General features: G+C 65.9%; 12 protein-coding genes. 8 read left to right on the top strand and 4 right to left on the bottom strand.

The genetic code is table 11. The annotated features are described in order from the left end of the window. Positions 1-14: 14 nt before the first annotated feature. From M0R88_RS08650 to M0R88_RS08640, 3 genes are all read right to left on the bottom strand, one after another. Complete coding sequence (locus M0R88_RS08650; RefSeq protein WP_248656534.1) at positions 15-830, bottom strand: BtpA/SgcQ family protein; 816 nt, start codon at positions 828-830, stop codon at positions 15-17. Then, complete coding sequence (locus M0R88_RS08645) at positions 827-1,972, bottom strand: DHH family phosphoesterase (protein WP_248656533.1); 1,146 nt, start codon at positions 1,970-1,972, stop codon at positions 827-829. Before M0R88_RS08645 ends, M0R88_RS08650 begins: the two co-directional genes overlap by 4 nt. A 74-nt stretch (positions 1,973-2,046) precedes the next feature. Continuing rightward, positions 2,047-2,478, bottom strand: coding sequence for a universal stress protein (locus M0R88_RS08640; protein WP_248656532.1), 432 nt, complete (start codon positions 2,476-2,478; stop codon positions 2,047-2,049). Between the two features lie 227 nt (positions 2,479-2,705). Between M0R88_RS08640 and M0R88_RS08635 the strand changes: the two genes are divergently transcribed. The 8 genes from M0R88_RS08635 (at position 2,706) to M0R88_RS08600 (ending at position 14,579) form a co-directional block, all read left to right on the top strand. Beyond that, positions 2,706-5,447 carry a sensor histidine kinase gene (locus M0R88_RS08635; protein ID WP_248656531.1) on the top strand — a complete coding sequence of 914 codons (2,742 nt, stop codon included), beginning with the start codon at positions 2,706-2,708 and terminating at the stop codon, positions 5,445-5,447. An 86-nt stretch (positions 5,448-5,533) separates the two neighbouring features. Beyond that, entirely contained in the window at positions 5,534-8,029 is a 2,496-nt protein-coding gene (locus M0R88_RS08630; RefSeq protein ID WP_248656530.1) for an ABC transporter ATP-binding protein, read from the top strand. A 233-nt stretch (positions 8,030-8,262) separates the two neighbouring features. Then, positions 8,263-9,942: an ABC transporter substrate-binding protein gene (locus M0R88_RS08625; RefSeq protein WP_248656529.1), complete on the top strand. Its 1,680-nt coding sequence runs from the start codon at positions 8,263-8,265 to the stop codon at positions 9,940-9,942. 121 nt (positions 9,943-10,063) lie between these two features. Continuing rightward, the gene (locus tag M0R88_RS08620; RefSeq protein ID WP_248656528.1) at positions 10,064-11,806 is read left to right on the top strand and encodes an ABC transporter substrate-binding protein; all 1,743 of its coding nucleotides are present in this window, start codon (positions 10,064-10,066) and stop codon (positions 11,804-11,806) included. Positions 11,807-11,934: 128 nt separating this feature from the next. After that, on the top strand, positions 11,935-12,948 hold the full coding sequence (locus M0R88_RS08615; protein ID WP_248656527.1) for an ABC transporter permease: 1,014 nt from the start codon (positions 11,935-11,937) through the stop codon (positions 12,946-12,948). Between the two features lie 2 nt (positions 12,949-12,950). Further along, positions 12,951-13,907 carry an ABC transporter permease gene (locus M0R88_RS08610; protein ID WP_248656526.1) on the top strand — a complete coding sequence of 319 codons (957 nt, stop codon included), beginning with the start codon at positions 12,951-12,953 and terminating at the stop codon, positions 13,905-13,907. A 53-nt stretch (positions 13,908-13,960) separates the two neighbouring features. Continuing rightward, positions 13,961-14,368 carry a DUF7268 family protein gene (locus tag M0R88_RS08605; RefSeq protein ID WP_248656525.1) on the top strand — a complete coding sequence of 136 codons (408 nt, stop codon included), beginning with the start codon at positions 13,961-13,963 and terminating at the stop codon, positions 14,366-14,368. A gap of 49 nt (positions 14,369-14,417) precedes the next feature. Beyond that, positions 14,418-14,579 (top strand): hypothetical protein, encoded by a 162-nt coding sequence (locus tag M0R88_RS08600; RefSeq protein WP_248656524.1) that lies wholly within the window; start codon positions 14,418-14,420, stop codon positions 14,577-14,579. A gap of 528 nt (positions 14,580-15,107) precedes the next feature. Here the strand turns inward: M0R88_RS08600 and M0R88_RS08595 are convergent. Continuing rightward, on the bottom strand, positions 15,108-16,418 hold the full coding sequence (locus M0R88_RS08595; RefSeq protein ID WP_248656523.1) for a dihydroorotase: 1,311 nt from the start codon (positions 16,416-16,418) through the stop codon (positions 15,108-15,110). Positions 16,419-16,559 lie beyond the last annotated feature (141 nt).

Genomic DNA, 16,559 nt, shown 5'->3' with positions numbered 1-16,559 from the left:
GGGATAGATTCGCGCTACCGGACTTCTTCGACCGCTTCCACGACCCGCTCGACGCGCTCCACCGAGACGGGATTCGTCGTCTCGCCGCCCTCCTTCAGCGCGGTGCCGACGATGGCTCCGTCGGCGACCGACAGGAGGTCCGCGGCGTTCGCGGCCGTCACGCCGCTTCCGAGGAGAATCGGCGCGTCGAGTCCGGCCTCGTCGCGGGCCGAGGCGACCGCCCGGAGGCGGTCGACGCCGACCTCGTGGCCCGTGCCAGCGCCGGAGACGACGATTCCCTCCGCGAGGCCGCGTTCGACCGGTTCGGCGACGGCCTCGGCGTCGATGGGTCGCTCCGCCAGCGGTGCGGAGTGCTTCACGTCCAAGTCCGCGAGGACGGCGGCGTCCGAATCGAGGCGCTCGCGCAGGCGGACCGTCTCGTGGGCCCGCCCCTCGACGACGCCTTGGTCGGTCACGCGAGCGCCCGAGTGAACGTTCACGCGGACGAACGCGGCCCCGACCGCGGCCGCGACCGAGAGCGCGGCCGCGGCGTCGTTCCGCAGGACGTTGACGCCCATCGGGAGGTCCACTTCCCCCCGAATCTCGGCCGCGACGCGGGTCATCGACGCGACGACGTGCTTGGGCACGTCGTCTGGGTAGAACGGCGCGTCACCGAAGTTTTCGAGCAGCAGCGCGTCCGCGCCGCCGGCTTCGAGTCGCCGGGCGTCGCGGAGGGCGCTCTCGCGGACCGCCTCGAAGTCGCCGGAGTACTTCGGTGCGCCCGGAAGCGGCGGGAGGTGGACCATGCCGACGATCGGCTTCTCGGCGTCGATGGGGAGTCCGGTCGTCATTCGTCGCTCTCGTCGTTCTCGCCGGCCTCGTCGCCCTCGTCCAGTTCCTCCTCGGCCGCCGCCGTCTCGGCTTCCACGTCGCGCGCGACGTGCCAGAACGCCTCGACGATGACCTGCTTCGCGACCGCGCCGCGGGTCGTCCAGTGGTGGGCGTAGTCGAGCATGTCGTCGTAGATGCGGGGCTTACATCCCGCGGCCTTCGGGTGGCCGCCGCCGTTGACCTGTCGGGCGACCTCGTGGCACCGCTCGAACTCGTCGGTGCCCCGAATCGAGGCGCTCCCGGAGGGCTTGACGACGACCGCGGCGTCGGTGCCCTGCTGGCGCAACTCCTCGGCGACCTCGTTCTGCGAACACCGGCCGTAGGTCACGCCGACCGTCCACGGGCCGATCTCCTCGACGTCGGCGCGGGCGACCGCCTTCTCGATGAGCGCGTCCTTCTCGACGCGCATCTCCGCGAGGAACTCCTCGATGTCGGCGGGGAGGTCAGCCCCGTGTTCGGCGACCACTTCGATGTACTCCTCGGGGTCGGCCCAGTAGGAGAAGTCCGCGAGGTCGTCGCTGCGCTCGTCGTCCCGAATCCAGAGGTCGTGGTCGCGCGTGACCGCCGCGAGTTCCACGAGGTAGTCCGGGAAGTCGTAGTCCAGCGACCGGACCGCCACGTCGGCGGTACACTCCTCGTCGCTGTCGCCGACGACCAACTCGACGCCCGCCTCGCGAACCGCCTCGTCCACGGGGTCGGTCCACTGGTGGTGGTCGAACCACCGGACGTCGCCGGCCTGTTCGACCAGCGCCTCCAGCGACTCGCCGACCTCGTCGTAGCTGTCGGGACAAAGGTCGCAGACGAAGATTCGCGCGCCGGGTTCGCTGTAGTCGGCGACGCGTTCGAGCGCTTCCTCCAAGTCGTGGGGTCCGGCGTCGATGAGCGCCGCCTCCCCGTAAATTTCCCGGACCAGCGCGGTGCAGGCCAGTCCGTCGGCGTCGGGGTCGGCCACGACCGCGACCTCGGCACCGGTCAGGGCGGCCTCGGCCTCGGCCTCCTCTTTGGCCTCCTCGACCGAATCCGGCACGAAGAAGCCCTCGCCGGGCAGGATGGACTTGCGCTCGATAGAGAGGTTGTCGTCGTCGATGACCCAGTCTTTCATGCCTTTCCGTGGGGGACCAGCGCGGAAGAATCCTCGGTTGTCACGCGAGGGCGGAGAGAGCGAGCGTCGCCGAGTTACTCACCGTTCTCCAACTGCCGGACGGTCAGCACGGGGACGGGACACGACCGGACGACGCGCTCGGCAACGCTCCCGATGAGAAAGCGGTTCTCCCCGTGGCGGCCTCGCGTGCCGGTCGCCACCGCGTCGGCGTCCCACTCGCGGGCGTACTCGGTGATTTCGGCGGCCGGGCGACCCTCGCGGACCGCGGTCGTGACCTCGCGGTCGGCGTGGTTTCGGACGGCTTCGAGGGCCGCCTCGCCCTGCGATTCGAGCGCGTCGCGCAACTCGTCGCGCAGCTTCTCGGGCGAGGAATCGACCTCGCCCGTGTCCACGACGTAGAGGGCGTGGACCGCGGCGTCGAATCGCTCGGCGAGGTCGAGCGCGACTCGCACGGCACGGGTGACGCTCTCCGAGCCGTCGGTGGCGATGACGACGGAATCTATCATGGCAGGTGGTACTGCCGGACGCCTCTTAAACTTCGGTGACGCCGCGCGTCGGTGGTGGTTCGAGGTCGTTCGAGCCTGTGGGATGGTGCGTGTTGGCTTAGCGAACGAAGGCAGTTTTCCGACGCTGGTCCGTACTGTTTCGGTAAATCGCAGGAGGGACGCCGCTCTCTTTTCCGAGCGCGCCGACCACATGAAGATTTATCTAGCGCACGCTACTGATTAGGCGTATGAGTGGACGAGCGGGGGCTTCTGGCCCAGCGTTTTGGGGGGACGCCGAGGGCCCGGAGGCTCTCCGGCGCTATCGATCACTCGTGAACGTAATCGACGATGGAATCTACCAACTCGACGCCGAGGGTCGATTCGCCGCGGTCAACGACGCCGTCGTGGAACTGACGGGCTACGCGCGCGACGACCTGCTCGGCGAACACGTCTCTCTGCTACTCGCCGACGACGATTCGACGACCGAGCAGTTCCTCACGAGTCCGACGGACCCAAGCGAGCGAATCGAGTTCGTCGTACAGACTGCCGAGGGCGGCCGCGTTCGCTGCGAGGCGCGAGTTACCCCGTTCGAAGCCGACGGCGCGGGAGGGGGAACCGTCGGTGTCGTTCGAGAAGTCACCGACCGCGGGCGACCGAATCAGTCACGCGGAGAATCCCACCGACGACGGAACCGCGAGCAGCGCGGCGAGTGCGAACGGGAGTCTCCCGAGACGGAAACTCGACTCGAAGCTGCCGCGTCCGCCGGGTTGGTCGGCACGTGGACGTGGGACATTCGGGAGAACGTCGTGACGGCGGACGAGTGTCTCGTCGCGTCCTTCGACGCGGACCCGGCGACGGCTACCGGGGGCGCACCAATCGAGGAGTTCCTCGCCTCGGTTCACGACGCGGACCGAGAACGAGTGAGAGAGCGACTCGACGAGGCGGTCGAGGAGACTGGGGAGTTCGCCACCGAGTACCGAATTACGAACGCGGACGGCGACACGCGGTGGGTGTCGTCCCGCGGCGAAGTCGAGTACGACGACGACGGCGAGGTGGTCCGGATACTCGGTGCTACCGCCGACGTCACCGAACGCAAGGAAGCGGAGGCAGAGCTGGAGCGAGTGACAGCCGAGACCGAAGAGCAGATGAGGCTCTACGAGACCATCGTCTCCAGCACGCCGGACCTCGTCTACGCCTTCGACCTCGACTACCACTTCACGTTCGCCAACGACGCGGTGCTGGAGATGTGGGACCGAACCCTCGAGGAATCCATCGGGAAAACGCTGGAGGAAATCGGCTACGAGCCGTGGCACGCCGAGATGCACGAGCGCGAAATCGACGAGGTCATCGAGACGAAAGAACCCGTCCGCGGTGAGGTCGAGTTCCCACACGCCGAACTCGGCCGCCGCGTCTACGACTACATCTTCGCGCCGGTACTCGACGACGACGGCGAAGTCGAAGCCATCGCCGGGACGACCCGCGACGTCACCGAGCGCAAGGAGGCCGAGGAGGAACTCCAGAAGAGCAAAGAGCGATTCCGCGCGCTGGTCACCGCGAGTTCGGACGTGGTGTATCGCATGAGCCCCGACTGGAGCGAGATGCACGAACTCGAGGGCAAGGAGTTCCTCGCCGACACGGACGAATCGACCAGCAACTGGCTCGACAAGTACATCCATCCGGACGAGCAGCCGCGAGTCAGGGAGGCCATCGACGAGGCCATCCGGACGAAGGGCATCTTCGAGTTGGAACACCGGGTGGAGCGGGACGACGGGAACGTCGGCTGGACGTTCTCGCGCGCGGTGCCGATGCTCGACGAAGACGGTGAAATCGAGGAGTGGATCGGGATGGCGAGCGACATCACCGAGCGGAAACGGCGCGAGCGAGCGCTCGAAGAGTCCGAGCGGCGGTATCGGACGCTCACCGAGAACTTCCCGAACGGAGCGGTCGGGGTGTACGACCACGAACTCCGCTACACCCTGGCCGAGGGGAAAGTCTTGGGCGAGACCCTACCGAGCGCGGACCGTCTGGAGGGCAACCGAATGCCGGATATCTTCCCGTCGGAGACGGTCGAGGACCTCGAACCGGTGTTTCGGGCCGCCGTCGAGGACGGTGAAACCGGCAAGACGACGACCGAATTCGGCGGTCGAGACTGGCGAGTGTGGGCGGCACCCCTGCGCGACGCCGACGGCGACATCTTCGCCGGGCTGAGTCTCGCTCAGGACGTCACCGAACAGGTGGAACGCGAGCGAGAACTCGAGGAGCGGACCGAGCGCCTCGACAGGTTCGCCAGCATGCTGGCCCACGAACTCCGCAATCCCGTGACCATCGGCCAGATATACAGCCAGCAGTTGCCCGACGACGCGGGCACGGACGCGGTGGAGTACGTCACGGAGGCGTTCGACCGCATCGAGGACATGATCGACGTCATGCTGGTACTGACTCGCGGCCGCAAGGCCGTCGGCGAGCGAACGCCGGTCGAACTCGCGGACGCGGCCCGGAAGACGTGGGACGACGTGGACGCTCCCGAGGCGACGCTCGAAGTTTCGGTCGGCCAGACGATACAGGCCGACGAGACGTACGTCCAGCACCTGTTCCGAAACCTCCTCGAGAACGCGGTCGAACACGGCGGAAGCGACGTTACCATCACGGTCGGCGACCTTCCGCCCGGCCCCGAGACCGAAGCGGACGGAGACTCGACCGACGAGTCCGTCGGCGTCTCGTCCGAGCGGAGCGAAGACGAGGCTCGGCAGGGAGCGAAGCAAACTGCCGGCGGATTCTACGTTGCGGACGACGGGTCCGGTATCCCGGCCGAGAACCGAGACACGGTGTTCGAGGCGGGATACACGACTACCTCCGGGCAAGAAGGGACCGGACTAGGACTAGCGTTCGTCAGCGAACTCGCCGAGGTGTACGGTTGGGAGTACGAGGTGACGGAGAGCGCCGGTGGTGGGGCACGGTTCGAGTTCACTGACATCGACAGCGACCCGTAGTCTCTCGACCGCTCGCCGCCCCACGGTCGCGTCCGCTGGAAAAGTGGAAAGCTATTTGCCAGCGGACGCACCACTTTCGCGTAATTGTGAGTGACTTACTGTCAATCTCAAATCTGCGGACGCAGTTCAACACCGAACGAGGTGTGGTCGAGGCGGTGGACGACTTCGACCTCACCATTCGGGAGGGCGAGACGGTCGGTCTGGTCGGCGAGTCCGGGTCGGGCAAGAGCGTCAGCGCGCTCTCGCTGATGCAGTTGGTGGACGACCCCGGCGAAATCGCGGACGGCGAGGCCGCCTTCTACCACGAGGAGTTGACCGCCGACTTCGCGGAGCGGTACCCCTCGGGCGTCGGGGACTTCGTGTTCCCCGACGAGGGGTACGTGGACCTGCTCTCGACGCCGGAGGACCCGATGCGCGAGATTCGGGGCGGCGAGGTCAGCATGATCTTCCAAGACCCGATGACCTCGCTCAACCCCGCGCTGACCGTGGGCGAGCAGGTCGCCGAGAGCCTGCGCCTCCACCAGTACGGCGGCCGCCGGAAGGACTCGTGGTGGAACGCGGTCCGGGAGATAGCGCCGAGCCTCGGCGGAAAGGACATCGACGAGGAGATTCTGCAGGACACCATCGGCATGCTCGAAGAGGTCGGCATCCCGGAACCGACCGAGCGCGTCGAGGAGTATCCCCACGAGTTCTCGGGCGGAATGCGCCAGCGCGTCCTCATCGCCATCGCGCTGGCCTGCCAGCCCAAACTGCTGGTCGCCGACGAGCCGACGACGGCGCTCGACGTGACGATTCAGGCCCAGATTCTCGACCTGATGAACGACCTGCAGGACGAGTTGGGGATGTCGGTCCTCTTCATCACCCACGACCTCGGCGTCGTCGCCGAGACCTGCGACCGCGTGGCCGTGATGTACGCCGGGGACATCGTGGAGGTCGGTCCCGTGGACGAAATCTTCCACAACCCGAGCCACCCCTACACCTACGCGCTGCTCGAATCCATCCCGCAGGAGGACAAAGAGCGCCTGACGCCCATCGAGGGCAACGTCCCGGACCTCATCGATATGCCCCAGGGTTGTCACTTCGCGCCCCGGTGCCCGTGGGCGCAACCCGAGTGTACCGAGGGCGAGATTCCGAACCTCCAGCACGGGCCCGAGGAGGTGGACCACCGCGCGAAGTGCGTCCTCGAAGAGTTCGACGAGAGCCAGTACGGCGAGGAGTTCGAGACGATGACGACCCGCGACCACGACGTGGGCGACCGCCTCCTCGAAGTCGAGGGGATGAAGAAGCACTTCTCGCGCGCGGACGGCCTGCTCGACGAGTGGCTCGCCGACGAGGTAGAGAGCGTCAAAGCCGTCGATGGCGTGGACTTCGACATCTACGAGGGCGAGACGGTCGGACTGGTCGGCGAATCGGGCTGTGGGAAATCGACCGCCGGGCGGACCCTGCTCCACCTCGAGGACCCGACCGACGGCCGCATCGTGTTCCAAGGCACCGACCTCTCGGGCCTCGACCGCGAGCAGTTGCGCGACAAGCGCAAGGACATGCAGATGATCTTCCAAGACCCCCTCTCCAGCCTCGACCCGCGGATGACGGTGGGTCAGATAATCGCCGAACCCCTCAAGATTCACGACCTGCCCGAGGAGGACCCCGAGGGGGACATGTCCAAGAAGCAACAGCGCCGGAATCGCGTCGCCGAACTGATGGAGGCCGTCGGTCTCGAAGAGGGCCAGTACGACCGCTACCCCCACGAGATTTCGGGCGGGCAGCGCCAGCGCGTGGGCATCGCCCGCGCGCTGGCGGTGGACCCGGACTTCATCGTCGCCGACGAACCGGTGTCGGCGCTCGACGTGTCGGTGCAGGCCCAGATTCTCAACCTGCTGGAGGACCTCCAAGAGGAGTTCGGGCTGACCTACCTGTTCATCGCCCACGACCTGAGCGTCGTCCGCCACATCTGCGACCGCATCGCGGTGATGTATCTGGGCGAGATCGTGGAGGTCGCCGACACCGACGAACTGTTCTCCGACCCGAAACACCCCTACACGCAGGCGCTGCTGTCGGCGATTCCGGAACCCGACCCGCGGTCCGACACCGAGGACAGGGTCATCCTCGAAGGCGACGTGCCATCGCCCATCGACCCGCCCTCCGGCTGTCACTTCCGGACGCGATGTCCCCAAATCATCCCGCCGGAGGACCTCGACGTCGAACAGGACGCGTACCGCCAGATTATGGACTACCGCGAGCGCGTCGAGAGCCGCGCCATCGACCTCGACGCGACGTGGGAGGAAGCCGCGGGCGGCGACGTCGCCCGGACCGAGACCGCGACCGCCGCGGACGGCGGGAGACCCGACGCCTCGCCCGCCGCGTTCAAAGCCGTCCTCTGGGACCGCCTGTTCGACGCGGAACCGTCGGGCCGACCGCGCGAACTCGTCGCCGAGTCGTTCGACTACCTCGCGTCGGGCGACTGGGCCGCCGCCGAGTCGCTGCTCCGCGACCACTTCGAGAGCGTCTGCGAGCGGAAGGACCCGGTGTTACAGGACGAGGCCCACCCCGCGGCCTGCCACCTCTACGACCAACCGCAGTAGCTCTCTTTTCTCCGCTCCGGCGACGGCCTCCCGTGCTCCTCGGACCTCGTGGAGAGTACCCCTCGCCATCGGCTCCGGGGTTTCCTCTGCCGCGAGTTTTGCAGTCGTCTGCGAGGCAGTTCGTGAGAGCGGGCGGAACTGGTTGCACACCGGTAGGAGTTTTGAACTAATCTAACGATTCTTCAATGCGGTCCCGCATTCTTATATTCTAAATCATCGATTGGTATCGTTGGATGACTTCAAACGACACATCCGTTTCGCGGCGGAGCCTGCTCAAGGCGGCCGGTGGGGCGGCCGCGTCGGCGTCGGTCGCGGGCTACGTCGATACCGGGAGCGCGGAGGACGCACAGCAGGGGACCGAACAACAGGGCGGTGGGACGCTCACGTACGCCCGCGGGAACGACTCGGGAACGTTGGACCCGCAGAACACGACCAGCGGCGAGGACGTGAAGGTCACCAACCAGATATACGACCGACTCATCGAGTTCAAGCCGGGAACGTCGCAACTCGTCGCGGGACTGGCGACCGAGTGGACGCTCGAAGGCCAGCAAGCCACGGTCACGATGCGGGAGGGCGCGACCTTCCACAACGGCAACGAGTGTACCGTGGACGACTTCATCGCCACGTATCGGCGGTTCACCGACTCGAACTACGAGTACTATCCGGGCGACGAGTACGTCTCGTCGTACGGTCCGTTCACGTTGGGCAACTGGGTCAGCGGCATCCAGAAGAACGGCGACTACGAAATGACCATCCAGTTGGAACAGCGCTACGCGCCGTTCCTCCGGAACCTCGCCATGTTCGCGTCGAGCGTGCTGTCCGAGCAGGCGATACAGCAGCGGGGCACCGACCTCAGCACGAACCCGATGGGGACGGGTCCGTTCGTCTTCGAGAACTGGGACCAAGGCAACCAGCGCATCCGACTCTCGGCGAACCAGAACTACTGGGGGCAGGTGCCGAGCGTGAACGAAGTCGTGTTCACGGCCATCGGCAAGAATACGACCCGAGCCCAGACGCTCGTCTCGGGCGGCGCGGACATCATCGACGGGTTGGGCGCGCAGGCCGCCCAAATCGTGGACCAGTCTCAGAACGCCGAACTGCTGGAGAAGCAGGGCATCAACATCGGGTACCTGGCGTTCAACATGGCGCGGGTCGAAGCCTTCCGGAACAAGAAGGTCCGACAGGCCATCAGCTACGCCATCAACACGCAGGCCATCGTCAACACCATCTTCCGGGGCATCGCGGTGCCGGCGAGCCAACCCATCCCGTCGAACGTCTTGGGTTACAACGAGGAGTTGGACCCGTACCCGCACGACCCGCAGCGCGCCCAACAGTTGCTGAACGAGGCGGGCTACGGCGACGGGTTCACTTTCGAGTTGGCGACGTTCCAGAACCCGCGGCCGTACAACCCGTCGCCGATTCAGGCGGCCCAGACGGTCAAGTCGAACCTCCAGCAGGTCGGCATCACGGTCAACATCAACCAACAGCCGTTCAACCCCTTCCTGAACTACACCAGTTCCGGGAAGCACGACGCCTGCTTCCTCGGGTGGATGACCGACAACGCCGACCCGGACAACTTCTACTACGCCCTGCTCCACCCCGGCGTCTCGCAGGACAAAGTGCCCCAAGGGCAGGACTGGGTGAGTTGGGATACCGAGGGCCTCAACACGCTCGACGTGGCGGCGTGGGCCAACACCGAGTTCATGAACGTCACCGAGCAGGCCCAGAAGACGTACAACCAGCAGGAGCGAGCCGACCTGTACAAACAGGCGGCCCAGATTGCCCACGACGAGGCTCCGTGGGTGTTCATGGACCACGCCAAGGAACTTCGGGGAATCGGCTCGAACGTCGAGAACTTCGTCGTCGCACCCATCGGCGGACCGTTCCTCAAGCAGGTCGAACTCACGAACTGACCCGGGTTTTTACTCTTTTCGAAGGTTTAGAAAAATAGAACTCGGTAGCGAGTGATTGTTCTATTTTTGTCACTCCTCTTGGTCCGGCATACTTATGTGGAAGGTGTGAGCAAGGTTCCCTATGGCGACAGATGACAGTTTGAAGCGGCGTAGTTTCTTGAAAGCGGCCGGTGGTGCGACGGCGGCGGCGACGCTCGCCGGGTGTACCGGTGGCGGCGGCGAAGGCGACGGCACGACCACCGGCACGACCGAGACGACGAGCGGGACGACCGAGGGTGGCGAGACCGACACGACGACCACCGAGGAGAGCGGCAGTTCCGGCGGGACGCTGACCTACGCCCGCGGTGCCGACTCCGGGACCCTCGACTTCCAGAACACGACCAGCGGTGAAGTCGCGAAGGTCACCAACCAGATTTACGACAGCCTCATCGAGTTCAAGCCCGGCAAGACCTCGCTGAAGGCCGGACTGGCGACCAAGTGGAACGTCGACGGCAAGACGGTCAGCCTGACGCTCCGCGAGGGCGTGAAGTTCCACAACGGCGACGAGTTCACCGCGAAGGACTTCGTGGCGACGTACCGCCGGTTCGTGGACGAGGACTACGAGCACTACCCCGGCAAGGACTACGTGTCGTCGTACGGCCCGTACTCGCTCGGTAGCTGGATCAAGTCGGTCAAGAAGGACGGAAAATATGGCGTCAGCATCACCCTCAAGCAGCAGTACGCGCCCATCCTCGCCAACCTGGCGATGTTCTGCTCGAAGGTCCACTCGCTGAAGGCCATCAAGAAGTACGGCACGGACCTCAAGAGCAACCCGGTCGGAACCGGGCCGTTCAAGTTCGAGAACTGGGACCAAGGCAACCAGCGCATCCGCCTGAGCAAGAACGAGGAGTTCTGGGGCGAACAGAACGCGAAGGTCGGCGAGGTCGTCTTCACGGCGGTCGGCAAGAACTCGACGCGTGCCCAGACGCTCGTCTCGGGCGGCGCGGACATCGTGGACGGTCTCGGTGCCCAGTCCTCGAAGATCATCGAGGGGTCGAACAAGGCCGAACTCGTCTCGATGCCCGGCATCAACGTCGGTTACATGGCGTTCAACATGGCGCGGGTCGAAGCCTTCCGGAACAAGAAGGTCCGACAGGCCATCAGCTACGCCATCGACACGAAGTCGCTGGTCAACACCATCTTCAAGGGCATCGCCTCGCAGGCCAGCCAGCCTATCCCCGAGAGCGTGATGGGGTACAACCCCGACCTCGACCCGTACGGTTACAAGCCCGACAAGGCCAAGAAGATGCTCAAGGAGGCCGGATACGACGGGCTCAGCTTCGAGCTGTCCATCATGAAGAACCCGCGGCCCTACCTCCCCTCGCCGCGGCAGGCCGCCCAACTCATCAAGTCGAACCTCGGCGATGTCGGTGTCACGGTCGAACTCAACACGATGCCGTGGAAGGCCTACCTCACCTACACCGAGAACTACAAGCACGACGCGTGTTTCCTCGGCTGGATGACCGACAACGGCGACCCGGACAACTTCTACTACGCCCTGCTCCACCCTGGCATCTCGCGCGACGCCGTGCCCGAGGGACAGGACTGGGCCGACCCGAGCAAGCACGACAACTTCAACACGCTCGACGTGGCGGCGTGGGCCAACACCGAGTTCATGAAACTCACCGAAGAGGCCCAGACGAGCTACAAGACGAGCGAGCGCAAGCCCAAGTACCAGCAGGCCGGCAAGATATTCCACGAGGAACAGCCGTGGGTGGCGCTGGACCACACCAAGACGATGCGCGGTGTCGCCAAGCGCGTCAGCGGCTTCGAAATCGCGCCCATCGGCGGCCCGTTCCTGAAGCAGGTCTCGCTCGAAAAGTAACCGACCGACGCCCGACCGCTTGCGGCCCGACCGGTCGAGGCTCGACCCGGCCCCTCGGCCCGCAACACCGCGTGCGGGCACCGCCGTAACGAGTCTTTTTTGACCCCTGCGGTCAATTTTGCGAGTGAATGATTTCCAAGCGGTTCGTTATCAAACGCCTCCTACTCCTGGTCCCGGTGCTGTTCGGAGTGGCGACGTTCGTTTTCGCCATCCTGCATATGGCACCCGGCGACCCCGCCCGCGTCATCGCGGGCCAGCGGGCATCCGAGCAGTTCGTCCAGCAGGTCCGGGCGGAACTCGGACTCAACGACCCCATCTGGGTACAGTACGGCAGGTTCCTGCTCGAAGCGGCGCAGTTCGACTTCGGCAACTCCTACCAGATTCAGAAGGGAACGCCGGTCAAACAGGTGCTGCGGTACAAGCTCCCTGTCACGCTCGAGATGGCGCTGTTCGGCCAGTTCCTCGGCATCCTCTTCGGCATCCCCATCGGTCTGCTCGGGGCGGTCAAGCAGGACGCGGTGAGCGACCACGTGACGCGCATCGGCGCGCTGACCGGTATCAGCGTCCCCATCTACTGGAGCGGTCCGCTCCTCATCCTCCTGTTCGCCCAGGTTCTGAACTGGTTCCCCGCGAGCGGCCGCATCGCCTCGGAGTTCAGCATCACTCCCATCACGGGCATCATCACGTTCGACACGCTCGTCCGCGGGAACTTCGCGGCGTTCCAGTCGGCCGCGATGCATCTCTTTCTGCCGTCGGTCGTCATCGGCATCTACTCGATGGCGCTCATCTCCCGGATGATGCGGTCGTCGATGCTCGAAGTCATCCGGCAGGACTACATGCGGACCGCCCGAGCGAAGGGCCAAGGCTCGAAGATCACGGTCATGAAACACGGCTTCCAGAACGCGCTCATCCCGGTCGTGACGGTCATCGGCATCCAGTTCGGCACCCTGCTGGGCGGTGCGGTGCTGACCGAGACCGTCTTCGGGATTCCGGGCATCGGCACCCTGCTGGTGAGCGCGATTCAGGTCGGTGACTACCCGGTCGTGCAGGGCACCGTCCTCACCTTCGCGTTCCTGTTCACGATGGTCAACCTGCTCGTGGACGTGACTTACTCCTACCTCGACCCGCGGATCGACCAATAACGATGAGTACGGAAACACAACGCGAGGACGTGGGGCAGCGCGGCGTCGTGGAGCGACTCCGCGCGTCCCCGTTCCTCTCCGAACTGCTGTCGAACCGTCTCGCCGTCGCAGGTCTGACCATCATCTTCGCCATGGTGGCCATCGCGCTCTACGCGCGACTGTTCATCGACCTCGCGTCGGTCACGCAGAGTCAGATCGGTACCAACCCCAACCTCGCGCCGCCGAGTTGGCTCTCGAAGAAGACCGCCATCGTCGGCGAGTACGGCATGTTCGCCTACCCCTTCGGCACCGACATCCAGTCGCGGGACATCTTCCGGCGCGTGCTGTACGGCGCGTGGCTGGCGATGAAGTACGGCACCATCACGGTCGGCGCATCGACGGTGCTGGGCGTCGGGCTCGGGATTCTAGCGGCCTACAAGGGCAACATCGCGGACAACGTCATCATGCGGACGATGGACGTGCTGTTGGCGTTCCCGAGTCTCCTGCTGGCGCTGGCGCTGGTCGCCATCTTCGGCGCGGGCCTCTGGAAGGTCGTCATCGCGCTGACGCTGGTGTACACGCCGCGGTTCGCCCGCGTCGTCCGCGGGGCCGCGCTGAAGGTGCTGGAAGACGAGTACATCGAGGCGACCGAGGCGCTCGGCGCGAAAGACCCCCGCGTCATCGTCCGCCACATCCTGCCCAACTGCCTCGCGCCCATCACGGTCCAGTCCACGCTCAACTTCGGGCTGGCCATCATCGACATCGCGGCGCTCTCGTTCCTCGGATTCGGTGCCGAGGCCGGGACGCCCTCGTGGGGGCTGATGCTGTCGAACGGCGTGAATCAGGGCCTGCTGACCGGTGACTGGTGGTGGTCGTTCTTCCCCGGTCTGTTCCTCGCCATCACCGTCCTCGGGTTCAACCTGCTGGGCGACGGGATGCGCGACGCGCTCGACCCGCGGATGCGCGAGACGGTGGACTGACGACGCCGGACGACCGCGATTTCGCCCGACGACCGATTCCAGATATCGAGAACATGACCGCCGACCACCGACACCACGATTCGCCCGACGGCGCGTCGCCGGAGTCCGGCGACGCGCCGACGCTCCGCGAGCGCCTGCGCCGACTCGGGCGCGCGCTCGCGCTCGGCGCGGCGCTGGCCGGTCTCGCGGTTCCGGCTCTCGTTCTCACCGGCGAGTCCGTCGCGTTCGCCAGCGAGAAAATCTTCGCCGTCGGCGCGCTCGTCTTCGGCTTCTCGATTCTGGGCTGGTCGGGGTCGGTGTTCGCGGGCGAGGGCATCGAGAACTTCCAGCGACACCTCGGCGGTAGGTCCGACTGGTCTGAGGCCGACTCCCGGCAGGCGATGGCGCTACTCGGGAGCGTCGGTCTCGGCGGAATGGTCGGCGCGATGGTAGCGACGTGGGTCGTCGGAAGTCTCGCGTAGCCCCGCTGGAGTAAGCCGGTTTTAAGTTGTGGACTCCGTACGTCCGAACATGAACGAAACTACGCGCCTCGCTGCCGCGGTCGGCCTCGGACTCGCGTTCGTCGTCTGGCAGGCCAGCCAGGAACCCGGTCGACTGTTCGCGGCGGTGTTGGCCGTCGTCGCGGTCGGCTACGCGTTCGCGCCGGTCCTCCGCGACGGCATCGCCGACTGAACCGAGCGACGGAAGACCACACGGCGAACCGCACTCGCTCGCTGAACGACGCCTTTCGTTCTTAAAAGTGTCCACACGTTCGTTTCGACAAACCAGACGTTTCTTTACCGTTGCTACGGTCACGTCTCGGCGAGATAGTCGGCGAACTAGTCGGTCCCGTCGTACGGACGAGGGCGCGTCAAAAGTGGATGACGGGCGTCCGAGCAGACGCCGCGTCGAGTACGTCGGCGGACGAGTACCCTTCTGGTTGGCGGTTGGCTGACAGTGCGTTAGTCGGCGGGAGCGCGCCGCCGACGACTACTACGGACTATCTACACATAACTGCGCTCTTCTGGGCAACTCTTTCAATTCTGAGTTTGAGAAGTGGATAAGCGTTCTTGAAAAATCCACATCAGACCCGGAACGTCACGATTATTTCTGGCTCGTCGTCCGCCAGCTTGGAAATTATCGAGTTCCGGGTTCGCCGGGGACCGTCGGCGGAGAGTCCGGGGAAAGTCCCGACGGTCTCGGGGAGTCCCGTCCGGGTCGCTACCCGCGGACGTTCTCGCCGACCGCTTCAGCGAACTCCCCGTCGGCGTCGATGCCCTCGTACTCGGCCGACTCGTCGCGGTACACCACGTTCCCGCGGACCATCGTCAGTTCGGGGAACACCCCCCGCATGCCCTCGAAGGGCGTCCAGTCGCACTTCGAGTGGAGGTCCTCGCCGCGAATCTCGCGGCTCGCGTCCGGGTCGACCAGCACGAGGTCGGCCATCAGCCCCTGCTCGATGCGGCCCTTCCGGGTCAGGCCGAACACGTCGGCTGGGTTCGCCGCGGTCAGGTCCCGGACGCGCTCGTAGCTCAGGTTCTCCTTCCGGGCCTCTTCGAGCAGGAGCGGCAGGGCGGTCTCGACGCCGGGGACGCCGCTGGGCGCGTCCCAGACGCTCGCGTCCTTCTCCTCGCGGGTGTGGGGCGCGTGGTCGGTCGCCACGATATCGACGGTGCCGTCCGCCACGCGCTCGAAGACGGCCTCGCGGCGCTGCTCGCTCCGGAGCGGCGGGTTCATCCGCCCGAAGGTACCCAACTCGTCGTAGTCTTCGCGCGAGAGGAAGAGGTGGTGGGGCGTCACCTCGCAGGTCGCACCGCCCGCTTTCGCGGCATCGACGCCCTCCGGCGTGCTGGTGTGGGCGACGTGAATCCGGGCGTCCGCTTCGGCACCGATTTCGACCGCGCGCTCGACCGCCGCGGCCTCGGCCTCGGCGGTCCGGTAGGCGCTCCACGCGTCGTAGTCGTCGCCGGCGCGCTCCCTCGCTTCCTCGTCGAACAGGTCGGCGTCCTCGGCGTGGACGGTGACGACGCGGTACTCGTCGGTCGCCGCTTCGACGGCCTCGCGGAACAGGTCCTCCTCGATGCCCATCTCGCCGGTCGAGTCCGCGAGGAACACCTCGCCGAGCGCCAGCGTCGGCCGGTCGAACAGCGCTTCGGGGTCCCACTCCGGAGTCACGCCGCCGTTGATGCCGTAATCGACGTAGGAGGCCTCGGCGAACTCGGCCTTCCGGTCGAACGACGCGCCGTCCACGGTCGGCGGGTCGGTGTTGGGTTGGTCCACGACGGTCGTCACGCCGCCCGCCGCGGCCGACCGACTGCCAGTCTCCCACGTCTCCTTGTGGGAGAAGCCGGGTTCGCGGAAGTGGACGTGCGCGTCTATCATCCCCGGCATGAGGAGCTTCCCGTCGGCGTCGATGGAGTCGCCCGAGTGGGTCAGCGTCGAGCCGACGCCCGCGATGCGGCCCGCGGACGTGTCGATTCGCACGTCCACCTCGCGGCCGTCGGCGAGCGTCGCGTTCCGGATGGTGAGCATTCCGGTCGGGGATTGGGGGGTCGGCGTCCTAAGCGTCCCGATTCGTACTTTCGACGTCGTAGACTTTCCGGAATCGACGGTGGCGTATGAACTGTTCCGGAATCGACCGCCGGAATCGGAGTAGAAACGTCCTCGAAAGGG

This window comes from Halorussus gelatinilyticus (genome assembly GCF_023238445.1).
Taxonomy (GTDB): Archaea; Halobacteriota; Halobacteria; order Halobacteriales; family Haladaptataceae; genus Halorussus; species Halorussus gelatinilyticus.
The sequence above is the reverse complement of the archived record's forward strand: the minus strand, read 5'-3'. Positions and strand labels throughout refer to the sequence as shown.